Below are 26224 nucleotides of genomic sequence, written 5' to 3'. Positions count from 1 at the left end.
GGCGAGCCGCCGTGATCCCCGATGCCGCTAGGGTCGTCAGGCGGCCGGCCTCGCCACCTTCGCGTCGGGTTTTACGCTACGGCAGCGCCAAGTGCCGTTTGTGACAGTCCGCAATTTCACTGAGTGCATAGTCGGCGCAGGAACGAGCCGCGAGGGAGAGCGCGCCATGGCCATCAGTCAGACCAGCGGTCCTACGCTGCACCAGCCGACCATCGGCACCACGGGCCCGAAATCCACGGGTCCTAGCCTCGGGACCGGCCAATGGGGCGGCTCGGGCGTCAAGGTGGTGGCCTTCAAGCCGTCCACCCCACCCAAGCCGACGACGGTCGACCGTTCGCCCAAACCCCTCCCCGGCCGCAATGTCGAGCCGCGCACGCCGGACTATCGCCTGACCCGGGCGGCCGAGCGCGCCCCCGGCGTGGAAACCAGCGCGACCCTGAAGGGCCGGGCGGGCGATCCGAAGGCCGACAAGAGCTTCGGCATCTTCGGCGTGCACAAGATGTCGACCGGATACAAGGACATGCTCGCCAAGATGGACGATGTCCATAAGTTCCTGTCGGACGACGCGCATGAGATGAGCATGCCGCCGCATTATCGGTCGCCGATGAAATCCTATACCGACTCGGGTCGCCTGCACGAGTTGGAGAATACTCTCGACTTCGCCATGGCGTCGGCGAACAAATACATGAAGGGTCGCTCGCATAGCCACAAGACCGAGATCGGTGAGGTCCGCGAGCAGATCAAGGCGGAGCAGAAGCTGGTCGAGTCCCTGCTGTCTCAGATGAAGAAGGGCGGTACCTTCCCGCCGGACCGCAGCCTCTCCGAGATCATGGATTTCGCCCGCCTCGGCTTCACGCTCGACAACATGCACGACCTGCACGGCCTGACGCCCGCCCAGGCGCGGCATATCGTCGAGAACAACCTGCTCGACCGCAACCTGACCCCGACGCAACTGCACGACTACGGAAAGGCCGGCTTCACGCGCGGCGAGGCGATCCTGTTGGAGAAGTCCGGCATCGGCATCGAAGGCGGTCTCCTCTATCGCAAGATGGATATTCCGATCCGGCCGGATACCATCGTCACCAGTTTCGACGAAACCACGCGCACGAGCGGGATGACCAAGCTCGGTTCGGGCGCCTTCAACACGGTCTATTCTGTGGATTACGATTCGGGCGGCGGCGACTACCACGCGGTGTACAAGCCCCTGAGCCCGCCCGATCTGACCCGGACCACAAAGGTCGAGAAGGGCTGGGTGGCGGCGCGCACCGGCATCGACCCCTACAACCCGCAGATCGCGCTGCGCAACGTCGCGACCTGCTCGGTCGCCAAAAAGCTCGGTTTCGACGTGGTGCCGCATACCGAGATCGGCATCCGCGGCCTGTCGTCCGGCGGGGGCGAACTCGGCATCGTCATGTCGCGCGCGCCCGGCAATCCGGCCGCCAAGACGGATCCGGCGCTGTTCGAGCGCGGCGACGTCCGGCGCGAGATCGTCAAGCTGCAGCTGCTCGACCATCTGGTCGGCCAGGGCGACCGGCACGGCAACAACTACTTCATCGCGATCGACAAGAACGGCCAAGCCGTGGTCACCGGCATCGACAACGACCAGTGCCTCGGCAAGGATCTGCACGATCCGAACGGCATCGCCCAGGGCACGTCGCCCCTCGACAAGGGCTTCCGCGGCCGCAAGATGCCGCCGATCATCGACACCGACATGGCGAGCATGATCCGCGGCATGACCGACACCGACCTGGCCGATTGCCTGAAGGGACTGAAGCCGGAGGAAATCCGCGCCGCCAAGGATCGCCTGGTCGGCCTCAAGGTGCACGTGTCCGATCTACAGATGAAGAACCGCATCATCAAGCCGGAACAGTGGGGCCAGGACTGGGTCGGTGCCGAATTCCGCAACGAGAACAGCTATGTCGGCCGCGACTACGAGCGCGCGCTGCAGCGCACCAACCAGATCATCTGACGGCTTCCGGAGGTTCCAACCATGACCGATGCCATGACGGCCGCCAGCCCCTTCGACAAGGCGCGCGCCATTTTCGAGGCCGAAGGCCTGCCCATGCCGCCCCTCACCGCCGAAGAGACGGCCCGGTTGCAGTCCGACGGCGAATTCCTGTTCGCCACGCGGGCGATCGAGACGCCACCCTACACGCTGGATGTCTATCTGGATGAGGCGCTCGCCGATGCCGCGCCGTCGCCCTACACGCTGTTCGGCTTCGACGGCGGCGGCCTGGCCAGTTCGGCCCTGCACTACTTCCTGGTCGAAGACGGACTGGCCGTCTTCATTCAGATCGGCTGGGGCGGCGCCTACACCGATGTGGACGAGGCCCGCGGGATGATCGAGCGCGCCTTCGCCTGGGTCGGCAGCCTGCGCGGCCGCATTCGCGAGGCTCGCGCTGCCGGCGCCCTGCCGAAGGACTGGCGGCTCGTCGCCGTCGTCACCGAGTTCGACCTTTCGCGCTGGGGCTTCGTCCGGGGCAGCGTCGACAATCGCGACGCGGTCGACTTCTCGACCGAAGTGCCGGTCTCGAAAGCCGTCAACGCCGCGCTCGACGAGCTTCTTGCCGGCCGCCGAACACTGGCTTGACGGCGCGACGCCGGCCAGACCGAGAGGAAACGATCCGCTTCGGCGGACCGCAACGCATCCGAATGGGGGGACAGCCATGAACATCGATCCGGCGCTTGCCAATCTGCTGACCGAGTTCGGAGGCCAGATCGGTCTACCGGCCCTGGCGCTCGACGCGGACGGCGCGACCGCCCTCGCCTTCGACGGCGGCCTGCAGATCAACTTTCAGTATCGCGCGGATGCCGACGCCCTCTGGCTGATCACCGATCTCGGCGTGCCGGCCAACGGACCTGCGGTCTACGAAGACCTGCTCAAGGGCAACCATTTCTGGCATGCGACGCTCGGCGCGACCTTGAGCCTGTCCGGCGACGAGACGCCGCGGGTCATCCTGACCCTGCCGGTCGCTTGGCGTGGCCTCGACGGTGCCCGCCTGGCGCGCATCATGGAAACCTATCTGAACACGATCCGTGCCTGGAGCGAGGTCATCGCCGCTCCGTCGGACGAGGACGACGCCCCGGCCGACGCCGCAGAAGTGGGGGCGATGATCCGCATCTGAACGGCGTTCCCCCGCGTCTGCCGGCGCCCCTCGTCGGCAGCCCCCGCGTCCATCGACGTCCCTATCCCGGCGCCGCGTCCCGGTGCGGCCGCGCCGCGCTCACGCCGCCTTGGCGAGATAGCGCTCGGCCAGATGGACCCAGAAGCTTGCCCCGCGGGTCAGGATGGCGTCGTTGAAGTCGAATTTGGCGTGGTGCAGCATCGGTCCGTCGCCGGCGCCGAGCAGGAAGTAGCAGCCCGGCTTCTCCTGCAGCATGAAGGCGAAGTCCTCGCTGCCGGGCGTCGGGCGTGCCACGATATGGGCCCGGTCGGCGCCGGCGATCTCCACCGCAAGGGCGTGAGCGAAGGCGGTTTCCTCCGGCGTGTTGACCAGTGCCGGATAGATGCGCCGATAGTCGACCGTTGCCGTGCAGCCGTAGCTTTCCGCCTGCAGTCGCGCGACCGCGGTGATGCGGTCTTCCAACTGGTCGTGTACGGACTCGGCGAAACTGCGCACGGATAGTCTCAAGGTCGCCGCGCCCGGGATGACGTTGGACGCCTGCCCGGACTGGAAGGCGCCGACGGTGATCACCGCCGGCTCCTGCGGGTCGATGTTGCGCGAGACGATCGTCTGCAGCGCCATCACGGTGGAGGCGCCGGCCACGATCGGATCGACCGCCATTTCGGGATGGGCGCCGTGGCCGCCCTTGCCCTCGATGGTGATGATCACGTTGTCGGCGGCGGACATCAGCACACCCGGCCGGAACAGGAAATCGCCGACCGGCCGGTTCGGCCAGTTGTGCACGGCGAAGACCGCGTCGCACGGGAACAGCCGAAACAGGCCTTCGTCCATCATCCGCCGGGCGCCGGCAAGGCCTTCCTCGGCAGGCTGGAAGATCAGATGGATGGTGCCGTCGAAGCTGCGCGAGCGGGCGAGATGGCGGGCGGCAGCAAGCAGCATGACCGTGTGACCGTCATGTCCGCAGGCATGCATCCTGCCGGGGATAGCGCTCGCATAGGCGAGCCCGGTCTCCTCCAGGATCGGCAGGGCATCCATGTCGGCGCGGATGCCAATCCGCCGCGTGCCCGTGCCGGCCGTGAGCGTGCCGACGACGCCAGTCCCGCCCAGACCGCGATGCACCGCATAGCCCCAGTCGCCGAGCAGGCGTGCGACCAGGTCGCTGGTCTCATGCTCCTCGTAGCCGAGTTCGGGGCGGTTGTGCAGTTGCCGCCGCAGGGCGACGAAGTCGTTCTCTTCGGCGACGATTTCGGAAATCAGCATGGCAGACCCCGCCTTCGGCCCCGGCTCCGGCCGAACACCCAAATTCTTGAATATGTTTGTCGATCAGCCCGTTGGGAGGGCCCCTCATGGTGCGACGGAGTCAGTTATGGCGCCGATCGCCCAAGGATGCCAGCGGTTCGATGCACGCCGATGCCGACCTCTGCCCTCGACGGGCGCGCCCTGCTCTCGGGCCTGCCGATGGCCCGCTCCCGGCTTGCGGGCCCCGCATCCACCGGCCGATGGCCCGACAGAGGTCGGGCTTCGGGCAAAAAAAAGGGCCGTCGAAGCGGCGGCCCAGTCTTGGGAGGAAACGCCCGAAGGGCGAGCGGCAAAGGCGATAACGAATCACCCTGGCTACGAATACGATGACATCAAAGTCTTGCGTTTGTGTAAAGAACCATAACGACGACTGACATATTTGATGGAAGTCGAAAAATGCTCAATTTTCGCAAGTATCGATCGGGCGGGTGCTTGAGTGCCGCTGAATCCAAAACGTTCGCAGCCGCTGCGCACGGATGCCGGCCCGCCGCCAAGGTTATGATCTCGTAGGGGAAAGCGAGATCCCGACCATTTCCGAAAGCGCCGTGCCGATCCCCGGCGCGGCGGCCAGCACCGGGGCACCGGCCAGCCAGTCGGGCTCGGCGAAGAAATCGCTGGTCAGGCCGCCGGCCTCGGCGACCAGTACCAGGGCGGCCAGGACATCCCACGCACGGATATGCAGTTCGGCATAGCCGTCGGAGCGCCCGGCCGCCACATAGGCGAGACCGAGCGTGCCCGACCCGGCGCGGCGGACGCTGGCGCCGGATGCCAGCACCCGTTCGGTCAGCGCCAGATAGTCGGCTGCCGGGCGGCGCGGCGACCAGCCGAGTTCGACCACCGCTTCCGCCAGCGCGCCGGTCGACGCCGCGCGGATCGGGCGCCCGTTCAACGTCGCGCCCTGGCCGCGTCGTGCGGCGTAGAGTTCGCTCTGCATCGGCGCCGCGATCGCACCGAGTTCCGGGCGCCCGTCGACCAGGAGCCCGATCGAGACGCAGAAATGCGGCACGCCCCGCGCGAAATTGGCCGTCCCGTCGATCGGATCGACGATCCAGGTCGCCGCGGCGGCCGACCCGCCAGTCTCCTCGCCGATCATGCCGTCGTCGGGGAAGACGGCCGCTAGGCGCGCGCGCACCAGCGCCTCGACGGCGCCATCGGCCTCGGTCAGGTAGTCCTGCGGACCCTTCAGGGCGTAGTCGCCTTGAGGCCGTTCCAGGAACAGACGCCGCGCCAGGGCGCCGGCCTCGGTGGCGATCGAGCAGGCGGCATGCAGGCGCAGGGCCAGCGCGCGGTCGTCCATCACAGTATCCTCATCCCGACGAGAAGCCTTGCTGGCGTCGCCGCAGGTTTTGCGCCGGATTGGCCGGGATGACAATCGTGACGTCCCTGCAAAAGCCGCCGCCGCGGATGAGCACCGGCCCGATATATTCATTTAAATGAATTCAACTCAGATCATTGCCGGGCGGAAGCACCATGGCCGCCCGGGCATGTGACAAGGCCGGTCGGAATACGCCTATCGACGGCGCAAACGCGGCAAATCTGCAAGTCTTTGATTGTTCCGTTATTGCAGAATTAACCAACATTACGATACCGATTAACCATGCGATTCACCCAATGATTCGTTGGACTTCACCAGTTTGAACCGTTCGATCCGGCCGGAGATGCTGATGCTCAGCTTCGTTCGCCATGCGCCCGCTTGTGCCCTCGGATCCCCGTGCCAATGGGCCGGCTCATCCGCCGCATTGCCCGCCATAGATGTGTCGGATCAAGGCCGGACAGTCGAACGGCTGCTCGGCAGCGTGGCGGCCAGCGCGATCCTGGCCGGCGTCGGTCTGCTCTTCGCCATCGGCCCCGCCCGCGCCGACTGCATGTATAACGGCGACATCACCGTCTGCTCGGGGGAGACGCGCGGCAACAATTTTTTGAACGGATCGGTCCTGTTCGAGAAGACCTACAAGACCGTCGGGCCGCTTGAAACTTTCGGTGCCTATGTCGACACCGTCGGCGGCTCCATGACAGTCACGGCTGAGGCGGGCAGCGAGATCGTCGGATTCGCTTTCGGACTGTATGTCTACAACGGCGGCACCGGCGCAACGACCATTACGAGTGCCGGCGAACTGTCAGGGGCCCTGACCGGTCTGAGCGTCTCGACCAATTCCAATACGACCGATTTGACCATCAATCAGACGGGCGGCACGATCTCCGGCGGCTATAGCGGCATCGAGGCCTTTAACGGTGGCACTGGGAACACCTCGGTGGCCGTGGCCGGGACGCTCAACACGCTCTACGTCTCCAACGGCATCACCGCCAAGAACCTCGACATCGTCCAGAACGGCGGATCCATCACGGGCGATTCCTACGGGATCTATGCCTACAATGCCGGCACCGGGCACACCAACGTCACGACATCGAGCACCGTTCAGTCGCTTGGTGCCGGCAGCTACGGCGTTTACGTGCAGAATGGTCCGAATTCCACCGACCTGACTTTCACCCAGAAGGGCGGTTCGATCATCGGTTCCGGAGCCGGTGCCTTGCTGTTCAATGGGGGTACCGGCGACACCAACGTCACCGTATCCGGCACGATCGGATCGACGGAGCCCTATTCCGGAGGTCTCTATGTCGGCAACTATTCCTCCAATACGGGGGACCTAACGGTCGTCCAGACCGCCGGCCTGATCTACGGCAAAGCGGCCATCGAGGTCAGTCACCTGGGCACGGGCGACACCAAGGTCCAGACGGCCGGGAACGTCATCGGCACGATCTCCGGCATCGAAGCCAACACCTTCGGCGGCAACCAGACCATCGTCCAAACCAGCGGCAAGATTACGGGCGGGGACGATGGCATCAACTCCCACGCCTTCGGCGGCATCCAGACGATCTCGGTCGACGGCAAGGTGACCGGGGGCACGCGCCGCGGCATCTATGCCTATAACGACACCGGTACGACGACGGTCACCGTCGGGGCCGGTGGCCGGGTCTCGGGCGGGACCTACGGCATCGAGATCGGCGGGTCCGGCAGCACCATCAATGCCAGCGGCCGCATCTCCGGCGGTTCCGCGGCCATTTGGTATAACGGCTCGAACAACACGCTCAACGTCTACAATTCGGCGCGCTTCAACGGTGCGGTCGACTTCAACTCGACGACCGGGAACACCATCAATTTCCACACCGGCTCGTATACGCTGGCGGTCGAGGACTATCTGGTCAACTCGAACCAGATCAACGTCAGGGACAAGTCGCTGACGCTGATCACCTCCGGCATCGATCCGGACACCAAGGCCGGCAACATCGTCGTCGTCGACAACAAGACGGTTTCGGCCAGCCCCAGCATGGTGCGCGACTTCTCAAGCGGCATCCTGGGCCTGGTCGGCGACATCATCGCCATCGACGCACCGCGCCCGGTCCGCACCTCCGGCGCGCCGCTCGGTTACGCCGACACCACCGCCCGGCCCTCGCCGACCGACATTCAGACCGGCTCGATCGGCCAGGGCACCACCTATGACGCCTATGGCAACCTGGTCTGGCTGCGCAGCCTCGCCGCTGCGCGCCAGCAGGATGCCAGCGGCGGCCAGGGCGCCCTGCAATCGCGCCAGTGGGGCCTCGCGGGCGGTATCGACCATCAGCATGACGACTGGCGCTTCGGCACCTTCGGCGGCGGCGGCAAGACCTCGTCCACGCTGGATGGCGGTTCCGGCTCGTCGAGCGGCGATATCGGCCTGGCCGGTGGCTATGCCCGGCGCACGCTCGGCACCGCCTGGCTCGATGCGGTGCTGGCCGGCGGCTACATCCGGACCGAAACCAAGCGCCGGATTGGAAGCGGTGGCGAAACCGCCACCGGCAGCTTCGACGGCTGGTTCGGCGCGGGCGAACTGGCGCTCGCCACCCGCTTCGCGCTCGGCGATCGCTGGTCGCTGACGCCGAGCCTGAAGGCGCGCTACGTCGCCGCCGCCTATGACGGCTACAGGGAGCGCGGCTCGTCGCAGAATGTCCGCTACGACGCCCACACCGCGCAGGGCCTGGAGCAGCGCTTCGAAGCCAAGCTGAACTATCAGACCAGTTCGGAAGGCCGCCCGATGAACTACTGGCTCAAGGCCGCCGGCTTCGCGCAAGAGACCATCGGCAAGACCGGCTATGGCGCAACCGTGCTCGATACCGACTTCACGGTGCGCGCGCTCGGCGATCGGACGATCTACGGAACCACGGTCGGGCTCGGCTTCGATATCGTCCTGGTGAAGAATGTCAGCATCTTCTCGGACATCGACGGCACCCTCACCTCCGATCATGCCCGTGCCGGTTCGGTGCGCGGCGGCATGAAGGTGGCATTCTGAGCGACCGGAGAGGCGAATGCGGTCGATGCGCCCGAACCGGTCTTCCGGCTGTCCGCGTGTGCCTGATCATGTGAGGCGCCATGCGCCTCGACCGGCCGGACCTGTTGCTGCCGTGATCACTGCGATCGCCGTGCTGGCAGGCACGTCGATCACCGAAGCACAGTCGATCAGGCCGGCCGCCAGCCAGCGCCCTGCGGCACCCGTCGGCGCTCCGGCGAGCAATGCCGCCGCGACGGCCCCTGCCCTGTCGCCGTCGGGCGCATCGGGGCCGTCATCGCAGGATGTGACCCCGTCCACGATCGAGGAGACGTACGACGGCTGGAGGGTGATCTGCCTGCAGGAACCGGCCCCCGCCTCGGGACGAGCCGGACCGGGCCCGCGCCGGTGTTCGGTCGTGTTGCAACAGTTCGACGGGACGACCCGGCAGCGCATCCTGGCGATCGAACTCCGACTGTCCGGCGGCGAGAAGACCGAGGGGACCGCCATCCTGCCGTTCGGCCTGGTCATCGAACGGGGCGTGGATCTCCAGCCAGAGGCGGCGCCGCCGCTCTCGACGGCGAAGTTCCGAACCTGCCTGCCCGGCGGATGTGTCGTGCCGTTGAGCCTGGACGCCAAGGCCGTGGCGACCCTGCGCAAAGCGCAGACCTTGAACCTGACCGCCGAGGCCGCATCCGGCGGCAACGTCATCCTCAAAGTCGCCCTGAAGGGCTTCGGCCCGGCCTTCGACCGGGCCATGGCGCTCGCCCGCTGAATCCGACCGGCCGGTGCCCGAATTCTGCCGACGGAGCGCCGCCGTGGCGGCGTATGGATTGCCGGGTGTTACGCCGGGCTTTGTTCGTCCCATCATGATCGGCGCGTTTGGTGGCTTCGGTTGCAGACTTGTCGGCGAGCCGGTACCGTGCCGATGATTCTTGTTTCGTTCCAGTGTCGGACGCGCCCTTGGATTGGTCTGTCGAACAGGATGCGGCGCTCAAGGCCGTCAAGGACTGGCTGAAGGGACGCCATCCGCAGGTCTTCCGCCTGTTCGGCTTCGCCGGCACGGGCAAGACGACGCTTGCCCGCCATGTCGCCGAAGGGATCGACGGCGATGTCTGCTTCGGCGCCTTCACGGGCAAGGCGGCGATGGTTATGCGCCAGAAGGGCTGCGAAGGCGCGACCACAATCCACAGCATGATCTACCGCCCACGCCGCAAGTCGGCCGAGGACGAGGAGGAGGAAACCTTCTCCTTCGCCATCAACCATCAAAGCGACGTCTCCAAGGCCAAACTGATCGTCATCGACGAGTGTTCGATGGTCGACGAGGAACTGGGCCGCGACCTGCTTTCCTTCGGCAAGCCGACGCTCGTCCTGGGCGATCCGGCCCAGTTGCCGCCGATCAAGGGCGGCGGCTTCTTCACCGAAGCGGAGCCGGACGTGATGCTGACCGAGGTCCATCGGCAGGCGGCCGACAATCCGATCGTTCGCATGTCGATGGACATCCGCGAGGGCCGGCCGCTCGAAATCGGGCATTTCGGCCGATCGAGCGTGATACGGCGTCGGGACATCGATGCCGAACGGATCCTGGCCGCCGACCAGGTTCTGGTCGGCCTGAACCGGACCCGGCACGGCTACAACAAGCGCATCCGGGAACTGCGCGGCTATACAAGTCCGCATCCCGAGGTCGGCGAGAAACTGGTCTGCCTGCGCAACGACAAGTCCAAGGGTCTGCAGAACGGCGGCATCTTCCGGGTCAATCGGCGCAAGGAACCGAAAGGCGGCTACCTGAAATACGATGTCGCGCCCGACGAGGCCGGCACGCGGGCACGCATTCACGTCTCGGTCCTGCCGGATTTCTTCGAAGGCAAGGAGGGCGATCTGTCATGGCAGATGCGCCGTTCCTCCGACGAGTTCGACTACGGATATGCGCTGACGGTGCACAAGGCGCAGGGCTCGCAATGGGACGATGTGGTCCTGTTCGACGAAGCCTTCGCGTTCCGGGAGCACCGGGATCGCTGGCTCTACACGGGGGTGACCCGGGCGGCAGAGACCCTGACCGTCGTGGTCTGAAGCCCCGGCCTGCCCGAACCGACCAGCGACCACCGGTGGCCGGCCTTATCGGCCGCCGAAGCCAGCCGCGAGGCATACCCGTCAGGACTTGTCGCCCATCCATCCGAACAGAATATGGCGCACCGTCGCCTCGAGCCGGATCAACTGGTTGCGCAGGCGCCGGCCACTCGTCAGGGAACGGGCCGGCCCCGGCCCGAGAGTCTCGATCCGCCGCACCAGATCCTCCGCTTCGCAGGGAATTCCGGTCTGGGGATCGAGATAGCGGGGATAGAGCAGGAAGATCGCGGCCAGCAGTTCGTCCCGGCTGAGGCGGCGATTGCGGCGCGGGATCGGCGCCCGGTCTTCCGTTACCCCCCAGCCGGCATAGGCCGGCATGCCCCAGGAGACCACCTTGGCGCCGTAGAGCAAGGCCAGGAGCCCGAGCGAGGAGGTGTTGACATGCACCTCCGCCGCAATCTCGAACAATGCCGACATGTCCGGGTCGCACAGGATGAGATCGGCGTAGGGGCGGAGCGCGGCATGCGGGATCCAGCCGGCGCGCCGGCGCGATTCCAGCCCCGGTGGCTCCATGAAGACCACGTAGGCGTCGGGTGCCTCGCGGCGCGCGGCGCGCAGCAGCGCCCGGTTGTTCCGGATCGCCGCCTGGCCCAGTCGCGTCTGCGCCTTGTTCAGCAGATCTCCGACCACCACCACAACCGGCCGCCCCTCGGCACGCGCCAGCACGCTCGCCTTGAGGTCCCCACCGCTGGTCGCGGCGGCACGATCCAGCGCGACCAGGCGCTCGCCAAGATACGCCGCCCGGGCGACCATGAGCTGGTCGAGCGCGGCGGTATTGACCAAGTCTTCGAAACTCGATGCACGCGTCGCATCATAGTCGATGCCCAAATCGTCTTGGGCGATCGAAGGAAGCGGGACAGCTTCGGTCGCCACCGCCCGCGCGTCGATCGGACCCGGGCCCAGCCGGGTGACGGCCAGTCCACTCCGCCGAGCGGTCTCCTCCAATTGGGGATCAATCCGGTCGCCCCAGACGAGCAGGCCCGCCGAGAGAGCCGTCGCCAGTTCGATCGCTTCCGCCGGTTCGCAGAAACTGAGATGGCCGGGCCCGGCTTCGAAGAAGTTGCGCGCCACCACGCGCTTCTGGGTCGAAAAGCCGACCGCGACGAAATTGCGCGTCTCGACGAGATACCGGTCGCGCCAGGCCGCCAGCCGGTCCATGGCCGTCAAGGCCGACAGCGCTTCGTCGCGCACCGGATCGGCATATCGCGGATAGGCGACCAGCGCGGCGGCGGCCAGCATATCGGCCGTAATGCCGCGCGTTCTGCGTTTCATCCAGGCCTGGGCCCGTACTTCCGACCGGCTGTCGTCGGTCAGGCCCCAGCCGGCGTAGAAGGCGGCCGCGAAACAGCACACCTTTGCGCCGGCCATCAAGGCCTCGAAGCCGAAACCGCTCGAGACCGTCCAAATCTCGTCAAACCAGGGTAACAGTTCATAGGTGCCGAGATGCTCGCGCAGCACGTCCACGCCATGGCGGGCCGCATCCTGATCGAGATAGCCGCGTGCCCGGCCGGCAATCACGTCTGGATGGGACTTGACCACGATGTCGGAGGCTTCGTAGGCGGCCAGAGCCTCCGACAGCATGCGCTGGAAGGTGACCGCAGAGGCCCCCGCCCCGGCGACGGACTGATCGTTGAAGGTCTGATCGATCAGAAGCACGCGGCGCCGGCGACCGAGACGGTCGGCCGGATGCCCCTTGCCAAGCGTATTGTACTTGGTCAGCCCCAGGTCGACCATGCGCCGCCGCGCCTCACGACCGGTCGCCATCAGGCCCGGATCGCTAGCGGATTGCATGATCAGCGTTTCCAGACGCGAAGGCTGGCGCGCTTCGTAATAGATGCCGAGATCGTCGAGCACGACCGAAATGGGCGGCGGCTTGACGACACTGTTGCCGGCCGAGCGCAGGAAGCCGTCTTCGAGGGCGATGTAGCGCAACCCATTGCGGGAGGCGAAGCCGCGCGCCCGAGTCGCCGTGGCCTTGAAGCCCCAGCCGACCACTGCATCCAAGTCCGACGGATTTGCTCGCGCTCGAGGTCGGGGTACAAACGTCTCCACCCCGAGAAGAATTCCGAGAGTCGGGATCTCTATGATCCCACGAGAGAAAGCCGTGACGCGCCGTAGATTCAACGCCTCCAGTCCGGTCGTCACAGCACCCGTTTCCCCTTGTGTGTCGCTTCGCAAGCAGGCCTTGGCGAAGTTCCGAACCTGACGAACGGCCGACAATCGGGCCGAACTTAATCTGCCGCCAGCGACGCGTCCACACCCGGAAAGGGCGCGGGAGGGCAAGGATTAGATAGATTAGTAGGTGCGTAGTTTCGGAGCCAAGGATTTGGCGTATCGCCGGGAGGCGCCACTATCGTTTCGGTCACCGGGAGCCTTCGGGGCGCAAACCGTGCTCGCGACAGCCCGGTACGGACGGGCATTCGTCTCGGATTCGAAAGCCGGGACGGGTCCGGCCGGGCCAGACGCGCCGGTGACCGGCATCGACGAAAGACACTTCCGACAGATGTGCATTCCCTGTCGGTCGCCGACAGCGACGGCAGCCCCGACGTCGCCTCACGCGCCGCCCTGCCGGTGCGGATTCGGACGTCTGAAAACGACGGCACCGTAAACCGAACATTGCTGGGGACCATTACAGTTTCGATAGAAACCGTGATCAGTCCGCAGTTGCGACCATCGCACCCGATGGGGTATCACCCGGACGGGGTCCATGCGCACTTGATCGAAAACCCAGTGACGGGACGCTGATTCCTTCGCGCGGATCGGCGGTTAAGGACAGTCGGACGGTGGCGGACTGGGCGCCCGGGGGTCCGGCAGTCGATTCGCTCGGCCCGGATGGGACGGCGGCGAGACTGACGTCCCTTGGCGGACGCGAATGAGAGCGAATGACGGCGAACCGATTGACCATGGCTGACCGAGAAACCGAAATCGCGATCGTCGGTTACGCTTGCCGGCTGCCTTCCGCACCGGACGTGCCTTCGTTCTGGACGCTTCTGAACGAACGCCGCTGCGCCGTGACCCGGATCAGTTCGGACCGCTTCGCCACGGAACGCTTCCTGCACCCGAACAAGAATGTGTGGGGCAAGAGCTACACCTTCTCGGCCGGCATCGTTGAGGACGTTTTCGACTTCGACCCGGGCTTCTTCGGCATCAGCCCGCGCGAAGCGATCCAGATGGACCCGCAGCAGCGGATGCTGCTGCAGGTGACCTACGAGGCGCTCGAACACGCCGGATTGCGCCCGTCGCGCCTGACCGGCGAGCGCGTCGGGGTCTATATCGGCGCCTCGTCGTCGGACTACATGAACCGCTTCTATTTCGATCCGGCGGCGATCGATGCCCAGTTCATGACCGGCAACACGCTGTCGATCATCTCCAATCGGATTTCCTATATTTTCGATCTGCGCGGCCCGAGCTTCACGGTCGATACCGCCTGCTCGTCCTCGCTCGTCGCCATGCATGAGGCCGCCGAGGCCATTCGCTCCGGCCGGATCGACACCGCCATCGTCGGCGGGGTCAACGTGCTCGGCTCGCCGGTGCCCTTCATCGGCTTCGCCCGTGCGTCGATGCTGTCGCCGACCGGCCTTTGCCGCGCCTTCGACGCAGCCGGAGACGGCTATGTGCGCTCCGAGGGCGCCGTTGCCATGGTGCTGAAGGCCGCCCCGAAGGCGCGCGCCGACGGCGACCGCATCCGCGCCACCATCGTCGGCACCGGCATCAATTCCGACGGCCGCACGGTCGGCCTGTCGCTGCCGTCGTCCGACATGCAGGCCGCCCTGCTGGAGGAGGTCTATTCCCGCTTCGGCATCGATCCGGAAGACCTCGCCTTCGTCGAGGCGCACGGCACCGGCACTCGGGTCGGCGATCCGGCCGAAGCCGGAGCGCTCGGCCGCAAGCTCGGCCAGCGGCGCCAGCGCGTGCTGCCGGTCGGCTCGGTGAAGACCAATGTCGGCCATCTGGAGCCGGCCTCGGGTGTGGCCGGCATGCTGAAATCGATCCTGGCGCTGGAAAACGAGGTCCTGCCGGCTTCGCTGCATTTCCACACGCCGAACCCGGACATCCCCTTCGGCGAACTGAACCTGTCGGTCGCCAGTGAGCCCGTCGCCATCCCGCGCGGCGGCCGGCCGCGCCATGCCGGCATCAACTCCTTCGGCTTCGGCGGCGCCAACGCCCATGTGGTCATCCGCGAGGGCGAACCGGTCCGCGCCAACGAGGCCGGCAGCGGCCCGACCCCGCTCGTGGTTTCCGCCCATAGCCGCGAATCGTTGAAGAAGCTGGTCGCCGGCTATCGCGACCGCCTGGCCGCGGCGACCCCTGCGGCGGCCCAGGCCCTGCTCGCCGCCGCCGCACACGGCCGTGATCGGCACGAGCACCGGATCGTCACCCTGCCGATGGCGCATGACCAGATGGTCGGCGCGCTCGACGAATGGCTCGCCGGTAACCGCACGGCCCAGATCGTCGACGCCCGCGCCCCGGTCCGCGAGGGCGGGCTCGCCTTCGTCTTCTCCGGCAACGGCTCGCAATGGGCCGGCATGGGCCGCGTTGCCTACCGGGTCAATCCGGACTTCCAGAAGGCCTTCGAGAAGGTCGACCGGGTGTTCATGGGTCGGGCCGGCTGGTCGCTTCTGACGACCATGTTCTCCGAAGAGATCGAGAACGAGATCGAGCGGACCGAAGTCGCACAGCCGCTGCTGTTCGGCGTCCAGGTGGCGCTGGTCGAGGCGCTGGCGATGCGTGGCATCAAGCCCCGGGCCGTGGTCGGGCACAGCGTGGGCGAGGTCGCCTCCGCCTGGGCGGCCGGTGCGCTCGATCTCGCCGATGCCGTGAAGGTCATCCACGCGCGCTCGACCCACCAGGAGATCACGCGCCATCTCGGCGGCATGGCCGCCCTCTTGATGCCGGCCGCGGAGGCCGAGAAGGCGATCGCCGAGGCCGGCTATCCGGGCATCGAGATCGCGGCCATCAACAGCCCGCGCGGCGTAACCATTTCGGGCCGGATCGATTCGCTCGACCAGTTCCTGAAATTCGCCCGCTCCAAGCGTTGGGCCTTCAAGCGGCTGGACCTCGACTATCCGTTCCATTGCGCGCTGGTCGATCCGATCCGTCAGCCGCTGATGCAGACCTTGGCGGATATCAGGCCGCGGGCATCGCGGATTCCGTTCTATTCCACCGTCAAGGGCGGGATCGTGCCCGGCGAGGCGCTCGACGCGCAATATTGGTGGGAGAATGTGCGCCAGCCCGTCGCCTTCGAAGCGGGCGTCAAGGCTCTGACCGAGGACGGCTATCGCGTCTTCCTCGAAATCGGCCCGCGCCCGGTGCTCGGCGCCTATGTCAACGACATCCTGAAGGAAGCGAGCCTCACCGGCGCCGCGCTGTCGTCTCTCGACAGGGCCGATTCCGAAGCGGTCGACCCGATCGCCCGCATCGCGGCGGGCGTCGTCGCCCATGGGGCGGCGGTCGACGATCGTGCCCTGTTCGGCACCGGCCCCCGCACGGCCGACCTGCCGGCCTACGCCTGGCAGAACCAGCCCTACAAGCTCGACCTCACGCCCGAAGCCCTGTCGACCTATCGGCCGACCGCGCATCCGCTGATCGGTCTGGCCGACCGTCAGGGCGGACCGGTCTTCTTCAACCATCTCGACACGGAACTGCAGCCGTGGCTCGCCGACCACAAGGTCGACGGTGCCATCGTCGTGCCGGCTGCCGGCCTTGCCGAAATGGCGCTCGCCGCCGGTCGGGAACTGCTCGGCACCGACCATATCGAGCTGAAGGATTTCGATATCGTCCGCGCGCTCGTCATCGAGCCGTCGGAGCCGCGCGAGGTGTCGGTCCGCGTCTCCCATGACGGCATGGTGGTCGAGATTCTGAGCCGCCATCGCCTGACCGGCGACGAGTGGAGCCTGCACGCCCGCGGCGCCCTGTCCGCCGTTCCGGTCGAGACCATGCCGGCGCCGGCCGCGATCGGTCCGGCCCGTCGGACCATGTCGGCGGCGGAACTCTATCGTCTGACCGAGACCTTCGGGCTGGAATACGGCCCGGCGTTCCGTCGCGCCGCCAGCGTCGACGTGGTCGACGACCGGACCGCCACGATCCGCTTCGCCGGTCCTCAGGCCCCGTTGGACGAGCGCGGCTACATGCTGCATCCGACGCTGCTGGACTCCGCCTTCCACGGCCTTTTCGCCCTTCTTGCAGAGCGTGGCATGGGCGGCCGCCAGCAGAGCTTCCTGCCGACCCGGATCGGCTCGCTGCGCATTTTCGCCCCCGGCGCGGCGGTGGCCTCGGCGCGGCTTGAATTGACCAAGGGTTCGGTCAAGTCGATCGAAGCGGTGTTCACGCTCCTCGATGACGCCGGCGCGGTCGTCGCCTCGCTCTCCGGCGCCCGCTTCTCGGCCGTCCAGTTGTCGCGGGAAGCGACGCTCGACGACTTCGTGTATCAGACCGTACCGGTCCGTCTGCCGCAGGACGGACTGGCCTCTGCAGTGGAAGCCGCCTGGCCGGAAGGTCCGGCCGCCGCCGCCGAGCGGCTCGGGCTCGCCTCGGAGGACGGAGCCGCGGATCCCGCGGAAGGCCGCATCCTGGTCGACGCCGCCCTGACCTATCTGGCCGCCGGCGTGATCGGCCGGATCGTCGGCGCCGACCGCAACGGGTTCCAGATCGCCGATCTGGTGGCTCGCGGTCGCATCCATCCCGACATGCGTCCGCTCTTCGCCCGCCTGCTCGCAGGCCTCGAAGAGGACGGCCAGGCCCGTCAGACCGACGGCCGCTGGGTCCTTGAGGACGATTCCGACAACCCTTCCGTCGACAGTCTGATCCGCACCATCGTGGCCGATCAGCCGGCCTGGATCGCCGAAGCCACGATGCTGTCGCGCCTCGCCGACCTTCTGGAGCGGCGGCTGGTCGATGGCGGCAGCGATCCGATCGGCTCGGAGGCGATGCGCGATCATCTGGCGAGCGGATCGCCGAGCTTCGCGCCGATCGCCGTGACCGTCGCCCGCCTCGTCGAGGACCTGATCGCGGTCGCGCCGAAGGATCGTCCGCTGTCGATCCTGGTGCTCGGCGCCGAAAACCAGGGCCTCGTCCGGCGCATTCTGGCCGGACTTGATCCGGAGACCGGTTCGGTGACGTTGACGGATCCGGATCCGTCGGTCCTCGAACGGGCGCGCCTGCTGATCGGCCATCACCGCCTGCTGAATACGGCGGAATGGGCGAGCTTCGACGGTGAGAACGGCGTGCGCTACGACCTCGCCGTCTCCGCGGATGGCGCGCATCGCTGGCCGGATCTGGGCGCGACATTGTCGCTGGTCGGGCGCGGACTCGTCCCGGGCGGCGCGATCGTCCTGTGCGAGCCGGAAGGCCGGCCTTTTGTGGATGCCCTGCGCGGTATCGCCCCCGACTGGTGGCGTCTGTCGGCCGATCCGGACCGTCCCGTCGGTCGCCTGCCCGACCGGCGTGCGCGCTGGTCGAACCTGGCCGGTCAGGCCGGGTTCCGCGATGTGCGCGTCGATCATCTGATCGATGGCGCTGCGGCGGCCTTCCTGGTGACCGGCACGGCGCCCGAGGCGCCCCGGATGGCCGAGGCCCCGGCGCCGGTGCGCAAGCCGGTCGTGCTCGTGACCAACGGCGAGGGCCGCGGTCGCGCGCTCTCCGACGCGCTGGTCGCCCAGCTCAACGGCGGCCGTCGCCCGGTGAAGATCCTGATCGATCATCTCCCGTCCGACGAGGCGCATCCGCCGGCGGCCTATTCGACCAAGGTGGTGCCGCTCGACGGCTCGGCCGATGCCGATGCGAAGTTGCGCGAGGCTCTGCCCGAGGGCGACTTCGAGGTGGTGTTCGCCTACGGCGCTTCGGCTTCCGAGGAGGATGCGGAAGCAGCCGTGCTGGCGCGCACCGCGGCATTCGGGTCGCTCGCCCGAGCGCTCGGCACCCGTGAGGTTCGCGTCTGGACGATTGCGCCGGGCGCGGCGCAGGCGATCGTCGGGCTGCCGACGCATCGCCCGGCTCAGGCGGCACTGTGGGGCTTTGCCCGTGTGGTCGCCAACGAACATCCCAATCTCGACATCCGCCAGATCGACGCGTCGCCGTCGCTGGCGCCGTCCGAGGCGGCCATCCGGATCGCCCACGAGATCGAGAATGCCGGCGCGGAGCACGAGATCGTGCTCGACGCCGACCGCCGCTCGGCGCTGCGCGTGGTGCGCGGCGGCCTGCTTGGCGAAAGCAGCCTTGCCGGCGTCGGCGGTCCGCTGACCCGGCGCCTGGATATCGCCGGCCAGGGCTCGCTCGATCGGCTGACCTGGTCGACCGTGGCGCGGACCGCGCCCGGCGCGGGCGAGATCGAGATCGAGATCCGCGCCACCGGCCTCAACTTCCGCGACGTGATGTGGGCCATGGGCCTGCTGCCGCCGGAAGCTCTGGAGGACGGCTTCGCCGGCCCGACCCTCGGCATGGAATGCGCCGGCGTGGTCAGCGCGGTCGGGCCGGGCGTGACCGGCTTCAACGTCGGCGACCCTTGCGTCGCCTTCGCGGCGGCGGCCTTTGCCGGCCATGTCACGGTGCCGGCCCATGCCGTGGCCCCGCTGATGGCCCAGATGTCGTTCGAAGCGGCCGCCACCATACCGGTCGCCTTCCTGACCTCCTATTATGCGCTGGTGCACCTCGCCCGCCTCGAGGAGGGCGAGACCGTGCTGGTCCACGGCGGCGCCGGCGGCGTCGGCTTGGCCGCCCTGCAGATCGCCAAGTCGCATGGTGCCACCGTGATCGCCACCGCGGGCAGCCGCGAGAAGCGGGTGCTGCTGGAGACGCTCGGCGCCGATCATGTGCTCGATTCGCGCAGTCTGGCCTTCGCCGACGAGGTGATGCGCCTGACCGGCGGCCAGGGTGTCGACGTGGTGCTGAACTCGCTCGCCGGCGAGGCGATGGAGCGTTCGGTCCAGGTGCTGAAGCCCTTCGGCCGCTTCCTGGAACTGGGCAAGCGCGACTTCTACGGCAACACCCGGCTCGGCCTGCGGCCGTTCCGCCAGAATCTGAGCTATTTCGGCATCGACGCCGACCAACTGCTGACCCGTCAGTTGAAACTGGCCGAGCGGCTGTTCCGCAACCTGATGCGTCTGTTCGAGGACGGCTCTCTCACCGCGCTGCCGTTCCGCGCCTTCGTGGCCGAGGATGCCACAGCGGCCTTCCGGCTGATGCAGCAGGCCGGCCATATCGGCAAGATCGTGATCACCCCGCCGGCGATGCCGGCAGTCTCGGCCATGCCGACGGCACCCGGCTTCAAGGTCTCGGCCGAAGGCCGCTACCTGATCGTCGGCGGCCTCGGCGGCTTCGGTCTCGGCCTCGCACGGCGGCTCGCCCAGCGCGGCGCGCGCCATCTGGTCCTGATCGGTCGGCGCGGGCGCGTCGAAGGTGATGCGGTCGAGATCGTACGCGAGATTGAGGCGATCGGCGCCACGGTGGAGACCCTGGCGGTCGACGCGGCCGATCCGAAGGCCGTCGAGGCGTTGCTTGCCCGGCTTGCCGCCGGCGGACCGCCGCTCAAGGGCCTTTTCCACACCGCCATGGTGCTGGACGATGCCCTGGTGCAGAATCTGACGCCGGAACGCATCCGGACCGTCCTGCATCCGAAGGTCGCTTCTGCGGCGATCCTCGACCGGGCAACGCGCGGTCTCGATCTCGACTGCTTCGTGCTGTTCTCGTCGGCAACGACCATCGTCGGCAATCCGGGCCAGGCCAACTACGTGGCCGCCAACGCCTATCTCGAAGCCCTGGCCCGCAAGCGCCGCTCCGAAGGCCTCCCCGGCCTCGCCGTGGCGTGGGGTGCGATCGGCGATGCCGGCTACCTGGCCCGCAACACGCAGGTCAACGAGATGCTGGCGCGCAAGCTCGGCCGCAGCGCTCTGAAGGTCGAGGAGGCACTCGACGGCCTCGAGGCCCTGATGGCGCTCGATCCGACCGCCATGGACAAGGCTGCGATCGGCTTCGCCCGGATCGACTGGGCGTCGGCCTCGAAGGAACTGAAGCTGGTCTCCACCCCGCTCTTCGCCGATCTCGGCGATCTCGGCGCGGCGGAAAGCGCGGAGGGCGGCGATCAGGCCGCACGCGAGGAGATCATGGCCCTGCCGCCTGCCGAGGCGCTGGAGCGGGTCATCCGCCTGCTCGGAGCCGAAATCGGCCGCATTCTGCGGATGCCGGGCGACGATATCGACCGCCACAAGCCGCTCTCCGAAATCGGCATGGACTCGCTGATGGCGCTCGAACTGCGCATGGCCGCCGAAAGCCGGCTCGGCGTGGAAATCCCGCTCATGTCGCTTGCCAACGGCGCCACGCTGCACGATATCGCCACCAAGATGGTGGCGCGGATCCAGGGCGGCGATGCCATGTCGGCGACCAGCGATACGGAGACGCTGGCCAACAGCCATACCGATTTCCAGGGATCGACGGCGGAGGATCTCGCCGCCGTGGCCGAGGCGATCGAGCGGCGCGGCCAGACGATCAAGAAGGTGTTCTGATGACGGCTCCGCGTGGAATCGAAGGTCTGGCCAAGAATGAGAAGTCCAAGCTTCTCGCGGACTTGAAGGCGAAAGCTCAAAATCGGCGCGAACGCGACGGCGACGAACCCGCCATGCTCGAATCTGCGCCGGTCGGTCCCAAGGCATTCGACTTCTCGGCCATGCCGCAGCACAAGCAGTTGCGCATGATGGCGGCGGCAGCGGAGCTTTCGGGCATCGCCAACCCGTTCTTCCACGTTCATGAGGGCCGGGCCGGCGCGACCACGCTGTGTGGCAACCGCACGCTGCTCAACTTCGCGTCCTACAATTATCTCGGCCTGAACGGCCATCCGGAGGTTTCGGCGGCCGCCAAAGCGGCGATCGACCGCTATGGCACGACGGTGTCGGCGAGCCGGCTGGTCGCCGGCGAGCGGCCGATCCACCACGAGCTGGAGATGGCGCTGGCCCGCTTGCACGGCACCGAGGACGCGGTCGTCTTCGTCTCGGGCCATGCCACCAACGTGTCGACCATCGGCCACCTGATGGGGCCGAAAGACCTCATCCTGTGCGACGCGCTCAGCCACAACTCGATCGTCGAGGGTACCCGCATGTCGGGCGCCACGCGGCTGATGTTCGCCCATAACGATCTCGACGCGCTCGAAGAGCACCTGACCCGCACCCGGTCGCGTCACGAGCGCTGCCTGATCGTGGTCGAGGGCCTCTACAGCATGGACGGCGACATGCCGGACCTGAAGCGGCTGGTGAACATCAAGCGCCGGCACGATGCCTGGCTGATGGTCGACGAGGCGCATTCGGCCGGCGTGCTTGGCGCGCATGGCCGCGGCCTCGCCGAGGAGCAGGGCGTCGATCCGAACGAGATCGAGATCTGGATGGGCACCCTGTCCAAGTCCTTCGCGGCCGCAGGCGGCTATATCGCAGGCTCGCATGCCCTGATCGAGATCCTGAAGGCCGGCGCGCCGGGCTTCGTCTTCTCGGTCGGCTTCCCGCCGGCCTTGGCCGGGGCGGCGATCAAGTCGATCGAGGTGCTGGAGCGCGAACCCTGGCGGGCCCAGAAGATCCGCACCAACGCCAAGCTGTTCCTCGACCTCTGCCGCGAGGCGGGTCTCGATACCGGCACCGCCATCAATGCCGCCGTGGTGCCGGTAATCATCGGCGATTCGACTTCCGCCGTGATGTGCGCCAACCGCCTCTACGAGGCTGGCGTCAATGTGCTGCCGATCATCTTCCCGGCCGTGCCGGAGAAGCAGGCGCGCCTGCGCTTCTTCATCACCGCCGAGCATGACGAGGCGCAGATCCGCGAGACCGTCGCCATCGTCGATCGCGAAATCCGCCAGATGCGCACCGAAATGCCGGCCTGGAAGCGGCTGGCCGGCGGCAGCTGACCGGCTCGGCCGGTCATCGCGTAGCCCGGCGCCGTCGGCAACCCGGTGCGGACGGGCGTCCGCTTCGGGCGGATGCCCTCGACCGGCTGACGCCTCGCCCCGGCTGCCCGGAACATCCAATCGATGACCATGTCATGGGGCGTGTGGCGCTCCGCGCGCCCGGCCCCAGCCGCCGGCCGCCAGGGGACGCCAACGCTCCGGCGCGCTCCGCCGGTGGGCGACCACCGTCTCGGGCCAGAGGAGGCGGCACCTGAACCGCGAAACCGTTGCTGCGGGCTCGCGACTTCTGCGGTTCACGGTGCCGGCCTCCCCTGACCGGAAAGGGCGGACGATGACCGACGGGGATGCCCCCGGCGGGTACCTCAAGGATCGGTCCGGTTCGAACTGATGCGGTCCGGTCGTTCCCGCCGTTGCGGCATCAGAAAGAACGACCTGCCTGCCGGATTTCCGGCAGGCCCGGTATCGTCGAGGCCCGGGCGCCCCGACCAGCGGAGCCGCCATAGCACCCGGGACAGATTCTCACGCCGCCAGCGGTACGATGCCATTGGCGAAGGGGTCGCCCGGGTCGCGCAGCAGCGTCGCCTCGGCGACCACATAGGCGCGGCCGGTGATGCTCGGGATGACGCGGCCGGCCTCGTCCAGGCGGTAGCGCGCGGTGAAGCGGCTGCCGACGATGCTTTCCTGGACCCAGTCGACGCCCGGCGCGAGCTTGCCGCCGGCGGCGAGGCAGGCGAGCTTGGCGCTGGTGCCGGTGCCGCAGGGCGACCGGTCATAGGCGCCGCCGGGACAGAGCACGAAGTTGCGGCTGTGCGCATCGGCACCGGCGGGCGGGCCGAAGAACTCGACATGATCGACGGCCGCGCCGTCCGTGCCGGTGATCCCGGCGGCAGCGAGCGCGCGCGCGACCGCCTCGGCGGCGCGGATCAGCCCGGGAATGTGGGCCATCTCGAGCGGCAAAGGCGAGGCCTCGGCCAGGAAGAACCAGTTGCCGCCCCAGGCGACATCACCGACCACCGTCCCGAGTCCGTCGACCTCGATCGCCACCCCGGCACGGTGCCGGAAGCTCGGCACATTCTCGATCGTGACCGCGTTCGGACCGTCGAGCAGGACCGTCACCGGGCCGACCGGCGTTTCAAACAGATGCCGGCCGGGGCCGATGCGTCCCATCCGGGCGAGCGTCACGGCCGCCCCGATGGTGGCGTGGCCGCACATGCCGAGATAGCCGGTGTTGTTGAAGAAGATCAGCCCGGCGGCCGCGGTCGGATCCTCGGGCTCGCACAGCAGCGCCCCGACCACCGCATCGCTGCCGCGCGGCTCGTTGACGGCGAAGCGGCGATAGTCGTCGAAGTCCCGGGCGAAGCGCTCGCGCCGGAGCGCGAGCGGGCCGGTGCCGAGCGGCGGGCCGCCGTCGACGATCAGGCGGGTCGGCTCGCCCTCGGTGTGCGAATCGATCACGCGCATCGGGCAAGCTCCGCGGCGCCGGACCAGGACTGATACCAGGCCTTGAACAGCTTCAGCTGGGTCTCGGCATAGCGCCGCTGGCTGGCGCTGAGTGCGTCGCTCGAATTGACGTGCAGCGCATATTCCGGATTGCCTTCGAGCACCATCAGATACTTGTAATAGAGCACCAGATCGACGCCCTCGTCGAAGGACGACAGCACGCCGAGCGCCTGATCGAGTTCGCCGGCCAGCCGGCGCGCGGTGGCATCGCCCGCCGCCGCCTGCTGACACAGGGCGACCAGCTGCAGCACCTCGCGCGGCAGCACGTTGCCGATACCCGTGATGGCACCGACCGCGCCGCAATTGACGAAGCCGTGCACCACCTGGGTGTCGACGCCGACCAGCAGCATCACGTCCGGATCGCGGCCGGTGATGTGCTCGGCCGCGTAGCGCAGCGACGCGGCGCCACCGAATTCCTTGAAGCCGATCAGGTGCGGATGGCGCGCGCGCAGTTCGAAGAACAGGTCGGCGCGGGTCTCGAAGCCGTAATAGGGGCTGTTGTAGATGACCGACGGCAGGCCCTCGCCGGCCGCCAGCACTTCATCGAAATGGGCGCGCTGCGCCGCCATCGAGGCGCCGCGCGACAGAACGCGCGGGATCAGCATCAGGCCCTGCGCACCGACCGCGCGGGCATGGGCGGCGAGCGCGGCCGCCCGCTTCGGGTTCTGCGCGCCCGTGCCGACGACCACCGGCAGGCCGGCGGCGACGAGGCGTTCGACGCCGGTCATGCGCTGTTCGTCGGTCAGGAGCGGCCAGTCACCCATCGAGCCGCAATAGACCACGGCCGACATGCCGGCCCTGACCAGCTCCCGGCCCTTGCGCACCAGGGCGTCGAAATCGGGTTCGCGATCCGCCGTCACGGGCGTCATCAAGGCCGGCATCGTGCCGCGGAAGATGGTGGCCGACATGTGTCCCTCCATGCCGCGGCAGTCCGTCCGGGGCCGCCGCGCTTGTCTCGATGGCCGCGATCGTGCCAGCATCAACGGCAGGCGGTCTTGTCCGAACCCGGGCCGCACAATCCGGAATCGGCACAAGCGTGCAGCGGCCCCAGACCAAGCCCCTCCCCGCCCCCGAAGGCCTAGCTCCGGGCGTCCCCGCTTCGGGCGGCTCCGCCGGCGATCCGTCGCCCCTCCTGAAGCGGCTCGGCCATTCCTTCGTCTGCGAGGACCTGTTCGACGCGATCACCGACACGGTTTTCTTCGTGAAGGACGCTCTCGGCCGCTACGTCACCGTCAACCGGACGCTCGCCGCGCGCACCGGCCGCGCCCGCAAGGATGAGCTGATCGGGCTGACGGCCGCGGAGGTCTTTCCCGGCATCCTCGGCCGGCGCATCGCCGAGCAGGACCGGCGCGTGATCGCCGACCGGCAGCCTATCCACGGCAAGCTCGAACTGCATCTGTATCCCGGCGGCAGCGAGGACTGGTGCCTGACCTGGAAGGAACCGATCGTCGGCGATGACCATGCCGTGATCGGGCTGACCGGCATCTCGCGCGATCTGCAGTCGATCGGCGGCGCAGGCCGCGACATGGGCAATCTCGCGCGGGTGATCGATCATATCGAGGCCGAACTGGATCGGCCGCTGCGCATCGACGACCTGGCGGCCCGCGCCGGCCTGACCGCCCACCAGCTCGACGCGCGCATGCGCAGCCTGTTCGGGGTCTCGGTGCGCCAGTATCTGATCCGGGCGCGAATCGAGCGTGCCTGCAGCCGCCTGCGCCACACCGATGCGCCGATCGTCAGCGTCGCACTCGACTGCGGCTACGCCGACCAGGCCGCCTTCACGCGCCAGTTCCGCAAATCGGTCGGCATCACGCCGGCACAGTACCAGCGCCACCATGCCGGCACCCGGGGGCCGTGAGCGATGCGATCCAACGGTCGGCGATGCGGTCCTGCGGCGCGAGCGAAATCGCCAAGAATGCTCCTTGACTTCGAGCGCGCTCGAACCCGTAGCGTCCCGGGCGTCGAGACGAAAGGCAGACTTTCATGAAGATCGG

At 67.7% G+C, this 26224-nt stretch carries 14 protein-coding genes; 9 read left to right on the top strand and 5 right to left on the bottom strand.

What is annotated here, in order from left to right:
* The first annotated feature begins 166 nt into the window (after positions 1–166).
* The 3 genes from KL771_RS26025 (at position 167) to KL771_RS26015 (ending at position 3125) form a co-directional block, all read left to right on the top strand.
* Positions 167–1969 carry a hypothetical protein gene (locus tag KL771_RS26025; protein ID WP_261971431.1) on the top strand — a complete coding sequence of 601 codons (1803 nt, stop codon included), beginning with the start codon at positions 167–169 and terminating at the stop codon, positions 1967–1969.
* 21 nt (positions 1970–1990) lie between these two features.
* A complete protein-coding gene (locus tag KL771_RS26020; RefSeq protein ID WP_261971430.1) occupies positions 1991–2590 on the top strand; it encodes a hypothetical protein in 600 nt (199 codons plus the stop codon).
* 76 nt (positions 2591–2666) lie between these two features.
* Positions 2667–3125 carry a type III secretion system chaperone gene (locus tag KL771_RS26015; RefSeq protein WP_261971429.1) on the top strand — a complete coding sequence of 153 codons (459 nt, stop codon included), beginning with the start codon at positions 2667–2669 and terminating at the stop codon, positions 3123–3125.
* Between the two features lie 99 nt (positions 3126–3224).
* On the opposite strand, the gene KL771_RS26010 is transcribed toward KL771_RS26015, so the two are convergent.
* Entirely contained in the window at positions 3225–4385 is a 1161-nt protein-coding gene (locus KL771_RS26010; protein WP_261971428.1) for a M20 aminoacylase family protein, read from the bottom strand.
* Between the two features lie 535 nt (positions 4386–4920).
* Positions 4921–5721 carry an inositol monophosphatase family protein gene (locus KL771_RS26005; protein WP_261971427.1) on the bottom strand — a complete coding sequence of 267 codons (801 nt, stop codon included), beginning with the start codon at positions 5719–5721 and terminating at the stop codon, positions 4921–4923.
* A gap of 457 nt (positions 5722–6178) precedes the next feature.
* On the opposite strand from KL771_RS26005, the gene KL771_RS26000 reads away from it, so the two are divergent.
* From KL771_RS26000 to KL771_RS25990, 3 genes are all read left to right on the top strand, one after another.
* Positions 6179–8749 (top strand): autotransporter family protein, encoded by a 2571-nt coding sequence (locus KL771_RS26000; protein ID WP_261971426.1) that lies wholly within the window; start codon positions 6179–6181, stop codon positions 8747–8749.
* Between the two features lie 16 nt (positions 8750–8765).
* Positions 8766–9500, top strand: coding sequence for an invasion associated locus B family protein (locus KL771_RS25995; protein ID WP_315901529.1), 735 nt, complete (start codon positions 8766–8768; stop codon positions 9498–9500).
* 188 nt (positions 9501–9688) lie between these two features.
* A complete protein-coding gene (locus KL771_RS25990) occupies positions 9689–10795 on the top strand; it encodes an ATP-dependent DNA helicase (protein ID WP_261971424.1) in 1107 nt (368 codons plus the stop codon).
* Positions 10796–10876: 81 nt separating this feature from the next.
* Here the strand turns inward: KL771_RS25990 and KL771_RS25985 are convergent, their stop codons facing one another.
* The gene (locus KL771_RS25985; protein WP_261971423.1) at positions 10877–13135 is read right to left on the bottom strand and encodes a capsular polysaccharide export protein, LipB/KpsS family; all 2259 of its coding nucleotides are present in this window, start codon (positions 13133–13135) and stop codon (positions 10877–10879) included.
* Positions 13136–13755: 620 nt separating this feature from the next.
* On the opposite strand from KL771_RS25985, the gene KL771_RS25980 reads away from it, so the two are divergent.
* Both KL771_RS25980 and KL771_RS25975 read left to right on the top strand, forming a co-directional pair.
* Positions 13756–21348, top strand: a complete 7593-nt coding sequence (locus tag KL771_RS25980; RefSeq protein WP_261971422.1) for a type I polyketide synthase — start codon at positions 13756–13758, stop codon at positions 21346–21348.
* A complete protein-coding gene (locus tag KL771_RS25975; protein WP_261971421.1) occupies positions 21348–22730 on the top strand; it encodes an aminotransferase class I/II-fold pyridoxal phosphate-dependent enzyme in 1383 nt (460 codons plus the stop codon). Before KL771_RS25980 ends, KL771_RS25975 begins: the two co-directional genes overlap by 1 nt.
* A 519-nt stretch (positions 22731–23249) precedes the next feature.
* Here KL771_RS25975 and KL771_RS25970 read toward each other — a convergent pair.
* Positions 23250–24191: a proline racemase family protein gene (locus KL771_RS25970; protein ID WP_261971420.1), complete on the bottom strand. Its 942-nt coding sequence runs from the start codon at positions 24189–24191 to the stop codon at positions 23250–23252.
* Positions 24182–25138, bottom strand: coding sequence for a dihydrodipicolinate synthase family protein (locus KL771_RS25965; protein WP_261971419.1), 957 nt, complete (start codon positions 25136–25138; stop codon positions 24182–24184). Before KL771_RS25965 ends, KL771_RS25970 begins: the two co-directional genes overlap by 10 nt.
* A gap of 128 nt (positions 25139–25266) precedes the next feature.
* Between KL771_RS25965 and KL771_RS25960 the strand changes: the two genes are divergently transcribed.
* Entirely contained in the window at positions 25267–26088 is an 822-nt protein-coding gene (locus KL771_RS25960) for an AraC family transcriptional regulator (RefSeq protein ID WP_261971418.1), read from the top strand.
* The last annotated feature ends 136 nt before the right edge of the window (positions 26089–26224 follow it).

The organism is Prosthecodimorpha staleyi (assembly GCF_018729455.1).
GTDB lineage: Bacteria > Pseudomonadota > Alphaproteobacteria > Rhizobiales > Ancalomicrobiaceae > Prosthecodimorpha > Prosthecodimorpha staleyi.
Note: the sequence above shows the minus strand (reverse complement) of the source record. Positions and strands in the feature narration are given on the sequence as shown.

Bases quoted from the DNA above. Each gene is read 5' to 3' on its own strand.
- KL771_RS26025 (WP_261971431.1), top strand. From the start codon at position 167: ATGGCCATCAGTCAGACCAGCGGTCCTACGCTGCACCAGCCGACCATC.
- KL771_RS26020 (WP_261971430.1), top strand. From the start codon at position 1,991: ATGACCGATGCCATGACGGCCGCCAGCCCCTTCGACAAGGCGCGCGCC.
- KL771_RS26015 (WP_261971429.1), top strand. From the start codon at position 2,667: ATGAACATCGATCCGGCGCTTGCCAATCTGCTGACCGAGTTCGGAGGC.
- KL771_RS26010 (WP_261971428.1), bottom strand. From the start codon at position 4,385: ATGCTGATTTCCGAAATCGTCGCCGAAGAGAACGACTTCGTCGCCCTG.
- KL771_RS26005 (WP_261971427.1), bottom strand. From the start codon at position 5,721: ATGGACGACCGCGCGCTGGCCCTGCGCCTGCATGCCGCCTGCTCGATC.
- KL771_RS25995 (WP_315901529.1), top strand. From the start codon at position 8,766: ATGCGGTCGATGCGCCCGAACCGGTCTTCCGGCTGTCCGCGTGTGCCT.
- KL771_RS25980 (WP_261971422.1), top strand. From the start codon at position 13,756: ATGGCTGACCGAGAAACCGAAATCGCGATCGTCGGTTACGCTTGCCGG.
- KL771_RS25975 (WP_261971421.1), top strand. From the start codon at position 21,348: ATGACGGCTCCGCGTGGAATCGAAGGTCTGGCCAAGAATGAGAAGTCC.
- KL771_RS25970 (WP_261971420.1), bottom strand. From the start codon at position 24,191: ATGCGCGTGATCGATTCGCACACCGAGGGCGAGCCGACCCGCCTGATC.
- KL771_RS25965 (WP_261971419.1), bottom strand. From the start codon at position 25,138: ATGTCGGCCACCATCTTCCGCGGCACGATGCCGGCCTTGATGACGCCC.